12 protein-coding genes are annotated in these 12,407 nt (G+C 51.2%); 6 read left to right on the top strand and 6 right to left on the bottom strand.

What is annotated here, in order from left to right:
- The first annotated feature begins 72 nt into the window (after positions 1–72).
- Genes AC13H5_RS12845 through AC13H5_RS12825 form a run of 5 tightly spaced genes read left to right on the top strand, consistent with a single transcriptional unit; the run spans position 73 to position 5,545 of the window.
- Complete coding sequence (locus AC13H5_RS12845; RefSeq protein ID WP_034779172.1) at positions 73–1,350, top strand: ABC transporter substrate-binding protein; 1,278 nt, start codon at positions 73–75, stop codon at positions 1,348–1,350.
- A gap of 60 nt (positions 1,351–1,410) precedes the next feature.
- Positions 1,411–2,376 carry a carbohydrate ABC transporter permease gene (locus AC13H5_RS12840; protein ID WP_034779170.1) on the top strand — a complete coding sequence of 322 codons (966 nt, stop codon included), beginning with the start codon at positions 1,411–1,413 and terminating at the stop codon, positions 2,374–2,376.
- A 12-nt stretch (positions 2,377–2,388) separates the two neighbouring features.
- Positions 2,389–3,213: a carbohydrate ABC transporter permease gene (locus AC13H5_RS12835; protein WP_084592872.1), complete on the top strand. Its 825-nt coding sequence runs from the start codon at positions 2,389–2,391 to the stop codon at positions 3,211–3,213.
- A gap of 11 nt (positions 3,214–3,224) precedes the next feature.
- On the top strand, positions 3,225–3,875 hold the full coding sequence (pgmB, locus tag AC13H5_RS12830) for a beta-phosphoglucomutase (protein ID WP_034779166.1): 651 nt from the start codon (positions 3,225–3,227) through the stop codon (positions 3,873–3,875).
- A gap of 56 nt (positions 3,876–3,931) precedes the next feature.
- The gene (locus tag AC13H5_RS12825; RefSeq protein ID WP_034779164.1) at positions 3,932–5,545 is read left to right on the top strand and encodes an alpha,alpha-phosphotrehalase; all 1,614 of its coding nucleotides are present in this window, start codon (positions 3,932–3,934) and stop codon (positions 5,543–5,545) included.
- Between the two features lie 11 nt (positions 5,546–5,556).
- Here the strand turns inward: AC13H5_RS12825 and AC13H5_RS12820 are convergent, their stop codons facing one another.
- Together AC13H5_RS12820 and AC13H5_RS12815 are read right to left on the bottom strand one after the other, a co-directional pair.
- Positions 5,557–5,709: a hypothetical protein gene (locus AC13H5_RS12820; protein ID WP_198662218.1), complete on the bottom strand. Its 153-nt coding sequence runs from the start codon at positions 5,707–5,709 to the stop codon at positions 5,557–5,559.
- A 49-nt stretch (positions 5,710–5,758) separates the two neighbouring features.
- Complete coding sequence (locus tag AC13H5_RS12815; RefSeq protein WP_167491745.1) at positions 5,759–5,905, bottom strand: hypothetical protein; 147 nt, start codon at positions 5,903–5,905, stop codon at positions 5,759–5,761.
- 246 nt (positions 5,906–6,151) lie between these two features.
- Between AC13H5_RS12815 and AC13H5_RS12810 the strand changes: the two genes are divergently transcribed.
- Entirely contained in the window at positions 6,152–7,594 is a 1,443-nt protein-coding gene (locus AC13H5_RS12810) for a carbon starvation CstA family protein (RefSeq protein ID WP_483545964.1), read from the top strand.
- A gap of 30 nt (positions 7,595–7,624) precedes the next feature.
- Here the strand turns inward: AC13H5_RS12810 and AC13H5_RS12805 are convergent, their stop codons facing one another.
- The 4 genes from AC13H5_RS12805 to AC13H5_RS12790 form a co-directional block, all read right to left on the bottom strand.
- A complete protein-coding gene (locus AC13H5_RS12805; RefSeq protein WP_483545963.1) occupies positions 7,625–8,800 on the bottom strand; it encodes a sensor histidine kinase in 1,176 nt (391 codons plus the stop codon).
- A gap of 204 nt (positions 8,801–9,004) precedes the next feature.
- On the bottom strand, positions 9,005–9,721 hold the full coding sequence (locus tag AC13H5_RS12800) for a peptidoglycan DD-metalloendopeptidase family protein (RefSeq protein WP_483545962.1): 717 nt from the start codon (positions 9,719–9,721) through the stop codon (positions 9,005–9,007).
- Positions 9,722–10,157: 436 nt separating this feature from the next.
- A complete protein-coding gene (locus AC13H5_RS12795; protein ID WP_483545961.1) occupies positions 10,158–10,739 on the bottom strand; it encodes a YdhK family protein in 582 nt (193 codons plus the stop codon).
- Between the two features lie 26 nt (positions 10,740–10,765).
- The gene (locus AC13H5_RS12790; RefSeq protein WP_483545960.1) at positions 10,766–12,265 is read right to left on the bottom strand and encodes a multicopper oxidase family protein; all 1,500 of its coding nucleotides are present in this window, start codon (positions 12,263–12,265) and stop codon (positions 10,766–10,768) included.
- Positions 12,266–12,407 lie beyond the last annotated feature (142 nt).

Genomic DNA, 12,407 nt, shown 5'->3' with positions numbered 1-12,407 from the left:
ATAAAATCAGGTTGTGAGTTGAAAGCGGTTACTTTAATTCGAGTTTGATCATCCATAAGGAGGAAATTACACATGAATAAAAAAGTATCAAAGCCATTATCTGTTTTCATGCTATCAGGTCTTGTGTTCACTGCCGCGTGCGGCGGAGAAGAGGAGGCGCAAGTTGCTTCAGACCCGTCTGAGCTTGAAGGGAAAGAAATCACGGTCGGGACGTGGAAAGGGACAGACGCTGAAGTCAAAGCGTTCGATGAATTGCTAGCGGCTTTCACGGACGAGACAGGCATCAAAGTGAAGAAGAAAGTTTATAACGATTATCAAACACAACTTCAAACTGACCTTGTCGGAGGAACGGCACCAGATGTCTTTTATGTCGATGCTTTTCTTGCCCCTGAACTTTCGAAGCAAGGCGTGCTCGAGCCACTCGATCAATATGTAGACCAAACTGAAAAAGATTTGGGCGACTTTTATGAGCCGGCCATCAATGCTTTTAAATCAGAAGATCAGTTGTTCGGGCTACCGAAAGACTATTCAACGCTCGGTCTCTATTATAACAAGAAGATGATTGAGGATGCCGGATTCACAGCGGACGATATTCCGACGGAGATGGAAGAACTTCCTGGGTTCTTGAAAGAGTTACAGGGGGAGCTCCCATCTGGTGTGACGCCAGCCATCACATCATCTGAGTTAGCGCGTCATATGTTCGTACTTCAGTCAGGTGGCACAGATATCGTCGATGGAGATGGGAAAGCGGTCTTGTCGCAACAAGATCAAATTGCTGCCTTGCAGCCACTTGTGGATGCCTACCAAGATAAACTTGTTCAACGTCCAGCTGACCTTGGTCAAGGTTGGGCCGGTGACTCGTTCGGGGCTGAAAAAGCTGCCATCATGATTGAAGGGAACTGGGCGATTTCACATATCCAGCAAAACTTCCCGGATGTCGAAATGGGAACGAAAGAAGTCCCGACAATCGGTGGCGATAGCGGTTCAATGATGTTCACTGTATCGTACTCACTCAATAGCGATTCGGAAGAGAAAGCCGCGGGTTGGGAGTTCATTGATTACGCAACATCGAAAGATGGTATGAAAATCTGGTCTGAAGGGGCAGGCGTCCTTCCGTCACTCAAATCAATTGCAGAAGAGCTTAACCTTCAAGACGATGAGTTGAAAGCACCGTTCGTTGCAGCTGGAGCGTATGCGACTCCTTGGCAAAAAGGGGACTCCCTCTCAATCGTTGCCCGTGAATACAACAACTTGTTGCCGGCAGCTCTAAAAGGCGACATGACGCTTGAAGAAGCGATGAAAAAAGCAGAAGAGACAGCGAATAAAGACATCGAGACGCAATTGCAATAAAGAAACAATTGGGCTCGCGTAACCGCGCGAGCCTCGTTGTGTTCGGAGAGGGAGGATCATATGGGCACACAGCTCGAAATCAATCGGCGTACGGATGCGGCATCGCAAGCACCACCGCCTAAAAAGAAAAAAGGTAGTGAGCGCAACCGTCGTGAATCGATGCAGGGCATCACGTTCATGTTGCCGACGCTGATCATCTTAGTGACATTCACGTTACTTCCGATTGCGTACTCGCTGTTCTTGTCGTTTACGCGCGTCAATTTATTTGGCGGCATCGATTTCCAATGGGTCGGCTTTGATAACTACGTCAACGCGTGGAACGATGACCGGGTCTGGACAGCGTTAAAGAACACGTTCCGATATGCGTTGTTCGTCGTCCCGATTCAAACGGCGATTGCCCTGTTGATGGCTGCCGTCCTTAATTCAGGGATTCGGTTCCAAAACACGTTCCGGACGATTTACTTTTTGCCGACACTCACATCGAGTTCGGCGCTCACGATGATTTTTATGTTCTTATTCAGTTTGAACGGTCCAATCAACAACGTCCTCGTCAGCCTTGGGTTTCTCGAGGCACCCGTCAACTTCATCAACGAGACCGACTTTGCGCTCACGACCATCATGGTCATGAACATCTGGTCGACGGTCCCATTCTTCATGACCATTTATTTGGCGGGACTGCAAGATATTCCATCGTCACTCTATGAAGCGGCGTCACTTGACGGGGCGAACGCATGGCAGAAATTGATGAAGATCACGGTGCCGAACTTGACGCCGGTCACAAACTACGTCTTATTGATGGGGATTATCGGTTGCTTCCAGTTGTTCGACCAGGCATATATCATCTCCGGAGGGACCGGGGGACCGAACAATGCGACGCTCACCTTCTCGCTCATCATCTATCAATATGCGTTCAAGACGATTGGGACGATGGGCTATGCGTCAGCGCTCGCAATCATCTTGACGGTCATCATCTTCACAGTGTCGATGCTTGCCCGTAAGTTGAACAAGGAAGAATCCAACTATTAAGGAGGAATGGATATGAAAAAGAAAAAATGGCCGCGTATCGTGATGTACGTCATTCTCATTTCCTACGCGCTCGTCACACTGTATCCATTCCTATGGGCAGTGCTCGCATCGTTCAAACCGTATAGTGAGATTGTGGCCGGGGGACTGACGCTTTGGCCGGAAAACCCGACACTCGCCAATTTTGAACATATCTTTACGAAAGATCCACTGTTCCCGCGATGGATCCTAAACTCGTTTTTAATTGCGACGGTCGGGACAATCGTGAACGTCATCTTCAACACGATGGCGGGTTATTCACTCGCGCGGCTTCGGTTCCCGGGACGGAACTACTTATTCCTCTTGATTCTCGCAGTCATGATGGTACCGGGACAGATTTTGCTCATCCCGAACTATTTGATTATGCGCTCGCTCGGGATTCTCGATACGTATTCTGCCTTGATTATTCCCGGGGCAATCAACTTCGCGTACATCTTCTTGATGCGACAGTTCTTCATCAACTTCCCGCGCGAAGTCGAAGAAGCGGCACAAGTCGATGGCCTTAACCGGTTTCAGACGTTTTGGCGCATCGTTTTCCCGATGGCGAAAGCCTCGGTCGCGACGCAAGCCGTCTTCGTATTCCTTGGCTTCTGGAACGAGTTCTTAAAACCGCTCCTCTACATCACGTCGCCCGAGAAATACACGCTTACGCTCGGACTACAGTCGTTCCAAAGTCAAAACGCGACACAGTGGAACTACATCATGGCGGCTTCAGTCGTCAGTATCATTCCAATCATCATTTTGTATATCCTACTGAATAAGTACTTCATGCAAGGGTTGCGAATCGGTGGGGACAAATAAGGAGAGTTACAATGAAAGCTTTTATTTTTGATTTAGACGGTGTGATCACCGATAGTGCCGAATATCATTATTTGGCTTGGAAGGCACTCGGCGAAGACCTCGGCATCCCATTTGACCGTGAGTTCAATGAGACGCTCAAAGGCGTCAGCCGGACCGAATCGCTCGAACGGATCCTTCGCCATGGAGGCCGAGAGAACGATTTTTCACCCGAAGAGAAGGAGCGACTCGCTACGAAAAAGAATGAACATTATGTCTCGCTCATCTCGAAGATTACGAGCGATGATATTCTGCCAGGAGTCGAGGCGTTTTTAAGCGAACTAAAAGAGGCAGGCTATAAGATTGGGATGGCGTCGGCGTCAAAGAACGCTCACATGGTGACACGCCAACTCGGTTTGCTCCATGCGTTTGATCATATCGTCGATGCGGCAACCGTCGTGGACTCGAAACCACATCCAGAAGTGTTCTTGAAAGCAGCCGAAGCGCTAGCTGTCGAGCCGAAGGACTGTGTCGGTGTGGAAGATGCGGTCGCGGGGGTTGAAGCGATCCATGCGGCTGGGATGTTTGCCGTCGGCATCGGAGATCCGGCCGTGTTGACCGAGGCCGATCTCGTTTTCACAGACACGACCGGTCTCACGCTCGACAACGTCTTGACACGGATTTAAAAAAACAAAGCCTCGAGTGGTGATGCTCGAGGCATTTTTGATGAGGAGGAGATCGAATGAAGCGAACATGGTGGAAAGAGGCCGTCGTGTATCAAGTGTACTGGCGTAGTTTCCTCGACACGAACGGGGATGGATACGGTGATTTAGAAGGGGTGCGCCGAAAGTTGCCGTACATCAAAGAACTCGGGGCAGACGTCGTGTGGCTGAACCCATTCTATGTCTCACCGGATAAAGACAACGGCTATGATATCGCCGACTACTACCAAGTCATGAACAAGGCGGGCACGATGAAGGACTTCGAGCTTTTGCTTCAGGAAGCACACGCCATCGGGCTCAAGGTCATTCTAGACCTCGTCGTCAATCATACATCTGATCAGCATGCATGGTTTTTAGAGGCGAAAGCATCGGTCGACTCACCAAAACGAGACTATTACATCTGGCATGACCCTGTAGACGGAAAAGCACCAAACAACTGGCGCTCGTACTTTGCGCCGTCGTGCTGGGAGTATCATGCGGAGAGCGGGCAATATTATTACCATTCATTCGCCGTCGAACAACCGGATTTGAACTGGGAAAACGCGGAGTTGCGACACGAGATTTATAAGATGATGCGCTTTTGGCTCGATCAAGGCATCGATGGGTTCCGGATGGACGTCATCAACTTGCTCGCGAAACGGAAAGATTTGTCGGATGTCGCTAATCCATATGACTTGAGTTACTTGGCGAATAATCCGGGCATCCACGAGTACCTTCAAGAGATGCATGAGGAAGTGTTGCGGCACTATGACTGCATGACAGTTGGTGAAATTCCATTCGTGACGCCAGCAGAAGGAGCACTCTATGTCGACGAGGCTCGCCATGAACTCGATACACTGTTCCATTTCCAAATCGCCGACGAAATGCCGACATGGGATATGTTGCGGTTCAAAGCGATTCAACGCGATTGGTATGAAGGGTTGAAAGGGCGGGGCTGGAACTCGCAGTTCTTGAACAACCACGATCACACGCGGCAAGTAACGCGTTACGGGAATGACGGGGAGCATCGTGTCGCCTCGGCCAAGCTACTTGCCACGCTCACGCATACACTCCCGGGCATGCCGTACATTTATCAAGGGGAAGAGATCGGGATGACCGGCGTCACGTTCGAATCGATTGACGATTACCAAGATATCGCCATGAAGAATCGTTATGTGGAAGAAGTAAGTAAAGGAAGAGAGGCAAAAGAGGTGTTGGCGAGCCTGCAACTGCTCAGCCGTGATAACTCCCGGACACCGATGCAGTGGAACGCCCAGTCCGAATCCGGTTTCACAGACGGCACCCCATGGATGACGGTTAACCCGAACTATGTCGAACTGAACGTCGAGGCGGACTTAGCGCGAGAAGATTCCGTCTTCCGTTACTATCAACAGCTGATTCAACTGCGAAAATCGCATGAGGCACTCGTGTATGGCGACTTTACAGACTTGCTCCCGCAAGACGAGTCGTTGCATCTGTATGAACGTACATTAGGGGACGAACGGTTCGTTATCGTCCTGAATCATTCGGATGATTCCCATGCACTTCCGATTACGACAGAGGGATACGACCTCGTGTTGCATAACCTCATCAATGACACTAATCAACTGTTGCCGCACGAGGCGCGGGTATACATGACAAAGCCCGCTCAATGAAGCGGGCTTTGTTATGTTTTCTTCGGCGAATCACTAAAAGCAAAATATATCCCGACGCCAATCGCGAGCCCGATCAAGTAGTTGTCGAGGGCGATGGCTAACGAGATACCGATTGCGAGTGCGAGCGGAAAAGCGTAGCTGCCGGTCGTCTGTTTGTTGGACATGGAGAATGCCTCCTTTGTCCAATAACTACGGGCGCCGCCTCAAAAAGTTTCAAGCCTTCTTCTTCGTCCCTTGGAACGCGAAGAACATCGCGATGCCGATCCCGAGTCCGAGCCACCAGTTATCGAACAACAAGCCGAAGATGAGGACAAAGGCGACGGCGACCGGGAGTGCTAAAAATCCACGTTGACGTTTCATAAAAATCATCCTTTCTACTTCTCTCTGTTCGACTGTTCCCGGTTTGGAATCGATTCATTCTAAAAGTAAACGTTTTCATAAAAACGGCTCAACGGCAACGTTTGTCTAAACGATGAACAGTTATATTTTCATGTGAAATTGTGAGCAAATTAATCTATTCAACAGACGAGGACCCTGCTATATTAATCATGTGATATATTTCACATGGAGAAATCATAAATCACTTATATATAGGAGGACCACCCGATGGTTACATTTTTCATTGCTTTAGGATTATTATTGCTCGGTTATCTCGTCTACGGCCGGTACGTCGAGAAGACGTTCGGGATCAAAGAAGAGCGAACGACGCCCGCCTATGCGTCACAGGACGGCGTCGACTACGTGCCGATGGGGACGAAGCGCAACTCGATGATTCAACTGTTGAACATCGCCGGTGTTGGTCCGATCTTCGGTCCGATCATGGGTGCCTTGTATGGCCCGGTCGCGTTCCTGTGGATCGTGCTCGGTTCGATCTTTGCCGGCGCGGTGCATGACTATTTGACTGGTATGATCTCGCTTCGCAACAACGGGGCGCACTTGCCGCAGCTCGCCGAGAAGTTCCTCGGTCGGTCGCTCCGTCACGTCGTCAACGGCTTTGCGCTACTCTTACTACTCTTAGTCGGGACCGTGTTCGTCACGTCACCGGCCAATATGATTAACAACTTGTTCGACGGCAACGGCTCGACGCTTGCCATCGTCACGTTCGGCATCTTTGCCTACTACATCTTGGCGACACTGCTCCCGGTCGATAAAATCATCGGGCGCATCTACCCGTTCTTCGGGGCGCTTCTGTTGTTGAGCGCCGTCGGCATCGCCGTCAGTCTATTCACGCAAGGCTATCAAATCCCGGAGATGACGTTGACGAACATGCATCCGGACGGCTTGCCGCTCTGGCCGCTCATCTTCTTCACCATCTCGTGCGGGGCACTGTCAGGCTTCCATGCCACGCAGTCGCCGATTATCTCACGGACGACGATGAAAGAGAGCAATGGTCGCAGCATCTTTTACGGCATGATGATCGTCGAAGCGATCATCGCCATGATCTGGGCGGCTGCCGCCATGGCCATCTTCGAGCCGGGTGAACTGCTCGCCATGATCAATGCCGGCACGCCGGCGCTCGTCGTCCAAGAAGTGGCGACGCTCATGCTCGGCAGCATCGGCGGCACGCTCGCCATCCTCGGTGTCATCGTCTTGCCGATCACGTCAGGCGACACGGCGTTCCGGAGTGCCCGCATGATCATCGCTGACTACTTGAACATCGTCCAGAAGAAGTTCACGTCACGGTTGTGGATCGCGCTCCCGCTCTTCGTCTTGTCGTTCATCTTGACGAAAGTCGACTTCCGTCTGTTGTGGCAATACTTCAACTGGGCCAACCAGACGACGGCGGTCATCGCTTTGTTCGTCGGTGCGACGTACTTGTATATCAAAGGACGGAACTACTGGATCGCCTTGTTGCCGGGGACGTTCATGTTGTATGTCGTCTGGTTCTACATTTTGACGGCACCGATTGGCTTCAAGATGGACGGGGTGCTCCCGTATATTTTGGCCACAATCGGCACGGTCACACTGTTCGGCTTGTTCTTCCGCCACGCGAAAGCGATGCGTGAACAAGGGCTCGAGTGCGACATATCAAGCGATCAAGCAGCATGACAAAAGGGTTTGGCCTCGGCCAAACCCTTTTTAGTCGGTTGTCTCTTGTTCCGTGAGCAGTGTCGTACTCGTTGTGCTGTGGGAATACAGATAGATGGAGAACGTCGTTCCTTCTCCGTACACCGAGTCGGCGTGAATGCCCCAACCGTGTGCCTCGGCGATCCGTTTGCATATGCGGAGGCCGAGCCCGGTCCCTTTGATCGGACGGTGGGCGTCCGAGTCGACGCGGTAGTATTCGTCGAACACGTACGGGATGGCGTCGCTCGGGATGCCGATCCCCGTGTCCCGTACCGACAGGACGTACGTGTCGCCCTCGGTCGTCATCTCGACATAGACCGTGCCGCCGTCCGGAGAGTACTTAATGGCGTTGCCAATCAAGTTGTGAAGCAACTGCAACAGTTTTTCCTCGTCGGCCTCGATCGTCACGTCGTCGGCTGACAAGATGACGTCGTGCTGGGGAGAAGTCGCCTTGTAGTGGGCGACGACGTCCTCGAGCACCGGTCGCAAGGCGAACGTCGACATCGATAACAGCTCTTCGGAATAGTTCACCCGCTGATAGTCGAGGAAGTTGTCCACGAGGCGCTCGAGCCGCTCGGCTTCCCGTTTGACGAGCGTCAACATCCCGTGCGTCTTGTCGTTGTCGCTATGCTGGTACATGAGCAGTTCGGCGTAGCCGTTGATGGCTGTGAGCGGGGAGCGGAACTCGTGGGACAGCTCGGCGAGGAAAGCATCCTTCTGCTCCTCGAACCGAATGGCGTCGGTGACGTCCCGCCACATGATGAAGACGCCACGCGGGGTGTGCGTGAAGTTCAAAATGACTTGCATCGTCCGCTCGCCGATGCGGAGCGACTTCGCATCCATGCTCGGGCAACAGCCGAACCGGTTCGTCAACAGCTCATCCCAAAACAGCGTCACGTCGGTCATATCGGCCCCGTTCCGCTCGAACGTCTCATAAAAGAAACGGGTCATATCGTCCATGCTTGGAAAGCGACGGGTCTCCATCGATGGACAGATGACGCGGAGCTGTTCATTCGAATACAGATGGTTCCGTGTGAAGTCGATATAGCAGACGGCGTCCTGCACCTCTTCGACGAGCGAGGCGATCGGGAAGGCGTGAGGGGAGCGGGCGCGCTTCGTCACGACGGATCGACTGCTCGCGGACCGTCCATGATTTCGCCGTGCCGGATAAAATGACTTTCGATTCATGAGAGAACCTCCTTTCCATCAAAGGTTATATTATGAAAGTAAGTAAGTGCGTAGCATTCCCATTCATTATACGATATTCCGGCTTAATTCCCTATACCACCCATGGGCCTAGCTAAAAACCGGTCATGATCGGGACACTTGGACGATTCGGTCTCGATTCTAGGAAAAAACGCCTCCCTCGAGGATGCGAGGAAGGCGTCAGGCTTAGAAGAACGTGTATGGGTTGACGCTATTGGCAGCCGTTGAGCTGCTATAGACGTATTTGTTTTTATGGACCTCGAAGTGGAGATGGTTCCCGAACGAGTTGCCGGTGTTGCCGACCGTACCGATTTTCCCACCCTTGGCGACCTTCTGTCCTTTGACGACGTTCAAGCGGTCCAAGTGGGCGTAGACGGTCGTATAGGCTTGACCGTTGATCGTGTGTGAAACCATGACGTGGTTGCCGTAGGCGCCGTAGTTCCGGGCGACGATGACTTGGCCGTATGCTGCCGATTGAGCCGTCGTGCCTTTGGCGGCCGCCAAATCGATGCCATTATGGAACGTGTAGCCATATTTTCCGCTCGCCGGGCCGTACCCTTGCGTCAACGTACCTTTTGTCGGCATGAGGAGCTTGCCCGCTGTCGCCGTTTGGAGTGATGTGCTGCTATATTTTTTTACATATGTACTCGAGACGTATTTTGTACTGCCGTTATAATTGATTTTCGTCCATGAACCGGTCGCGCCGAGATAGGTGAACGTTTGGCCGAGTTTGGCACTGCCGACTTTTTGGTAAGACGTCGATGGGCCGCTCCGCACGTTCAGGACATTCGTCGTGACTTTGACTTTATACGATGTAGCTGCCTCTACCGGTGTCGAAGCGGGAAGTGTCAAGCCGGAAACAAGAAGGGCGCCTAATGTAATCGTCATCAGTTGTTTTTTCATAGTATGGTAAATCCTTTCAATTATGTAACAATGCGACAGAACAATGATAATTACCTTACAAAAAAATTTTACCATCAAAAAATAGATTCTAATATGTCATTTATATTTCAAAAAAGTATAATCGTCATGAAAACGACAGTGTAGTGGGAAAAGTCGAGTTATACCAACGTAATTGAGACATACAACGTTTTGTTGGTAAAAGAATATATGCCTAATATTCAAAAAAACTCCGATTTCTCATAGTTTAGCTTTTGAAAAACAGGGTAATTTTAATTAGTTTGGCCTAAATAAAAAAGACCGATGAGAATCAGCCGCTTTTGTCAGTCCTTTCCTTGAAGTGCTTCCTCTATACATAAGAAAAACCGAGGCATGCGCCCCGGTTTAGCGTGTCTGCCCTTACGGAGAAGGCGTGATCACGTTCAGATGAATATTTCGATTATGGTGCCGACAGTTCTTCCTCGGTGACCCATTTATGATTGGTCACTTCTTCACCTGATTCTAACGTGAAGTCGACCATATAGACGGTCGTCTTTTCAGCCGAATCGACGGTTGCCGTCGTGCCGCCCATTCCTTCCATATGTTCAGCCTCGACATCGATCTCATCGCCGACCTCATATGGTTCGGTCGTGGCGTTTTTGACTTCTTCATGGATAATCCATTTATGGTCTTCGATACGTTCACCCCCATGCGTCGGATCATACGAGATGCTGTATACGACCGTGTCGTAAGCACCGACAATCGTCGCTTCGGCTCCTTCCATACCTGGCATATGGGCTTCTGTGATGATGGCCGTGTTACCGACCGCGAACGTCGGGTTCTCCGCTGACTTCAAGCCTTCGGGGACGTCACCAGACCCGGACATATCCATTCCTGAATGGTCGTTTCCGTCCATCGTCTCTTCCATCTGGTCATTCATGTTCGTGTCATTGTTCGTCGTTTCATCTTCGCCGCAAGCAACGAGCAAACCGCTCAGTGAGAGTGCCATCGTCATCATTCCAAGTTTTTTGTTTATCTTCATTCCTATTCCCTCCAATTAACGTGTGATTAGTTTACTTTCAACTGTCCCATCATCCCGTTTTCTTCATGTTCCAGGATGTGGCAGTGATACATGAACGTCCCTGTCTCCCGAAACGTCATTTCAATTTTTACTTTTTCGCCCGGTGCGACAGCGACCGTATCTTTCCAACCGCGTTCGTTGTCAGGCGGGGGTTGGCCGTCCCGTTCAAGTATCCGGAATTGGACGCCGTGGACGTGGAACGGGTGGGTCATCCCGCCCATCATGTCTTCTCGATTATAAATTTCCCATATCTCGGTCGAACCTTGTTGGACATTGATGTCGATTCGATCGGAGTCGAATTGTTTGCCGTCAATCGACACCATGTTGCCCATCCCGAACAACGTGAGGCGTCGGTCGGCAACGCTTGATTCGTTAGACGCAGACGTTCCGTCAAAGGCATCGCTCCATTCGCCGTCTTGATCGACCTCGTCACGCACCGTGAACGTCGTGAACGGAATCCCATCCGCTTGAAGAGCGAGATCGTCTCCGAGCGACAAGTCTGAGAAGTCGATTAATATCTCGGCACGTTCGCTAGGTGTGAGCGTCAACGTTTTGAGTGGTACGGGTTTGTCGAGCAACCCGCCGTCCGTCGCGATTTGAGTGAATGACGATCCGTTCGATAATGAGAAGTCGATGTTCCGAGCGTTAGAGCCGTTAACGAGACGGACGCGTAACGTGTTCGTGGTCACGTCGAACGTCGTATTGATGGCACCGTTCACAATCAACGTATCGCCGACCGTCCCATCGACGTTCATCTGGCGATCGTAATCGAGTTGTCCGTCGTCTGTGAAGAGACGGTCTTGGACGATGAGCGGAATGTCATCGACACCGTACTCGTTTGGCAACCCGTTCTCCGCTTGGTCCGTTACGTACAAGAGTCCGGCCAGACCAAGGTATACTTGTTCGGCCGTTGCGCCCATCGGATGCGGATGGAACCAAAGCGTGCCCGGTTCTTGGTCAATCTCGAGACGAACTTGTTTTTGCTCACCGGGGCCAATCAGGTGGTGCGGTCCGCCGTCTTCTTCTCCAGGGATGACGAGACCGTGCCAATGGAAAGAGGTCGGCTCGGCGAGCTGATTGATTGTGTCGATATACACGGTCTTCCCAGCCGGCAACTCAATCATCGGGCCGAGTAAAGTCCCGTTATAACCAAGCGTCTCGGTGTTGACGCCTTCGTCGAAGAAGCGATGCTCGCCACGTTCAGTGCGGACCGTATAATAAAGCGCCTCGTCTGTGACGCGGTCAGGTTGTAGCCGTTTCGGAATCGGAAGCGGTTGAGCTGGTTCGTCGGAGGTGATGAGGTCAATCGTGTTCCCACGTCCCATCCCACCATTGCCGTGCATCATGCCGCCATTGTCCCGATCTCCCATGAATGATCCGTTTCCCATCATCCAGCCTCCAGGAGCGAACGTGAACAACAGGAGGAGCAGTCCAATCACGATACTTACGATACCCATCCCGATAATCCATTTCATGACGCGGTTCATAAGGCATCATCCTTTCTAGTTAAAGCGAGAGCCTATTTAGTTATACCAACAACTTATGAAATTTTTGTTAAACGGGAAATTTAGTTTTTATATACTTCATAGGGGTATATGGTATACATAGGAGGTGGTCAACGTGGAACAT

Source organism: Exiguobacterium sp. FD-YE-25-4, from assembly GCF_057004685.1.
Note: the sequence above shows the minus strand (reverse complement) of the source record. Positions and strands in the feature narration are given on the sequence as shown.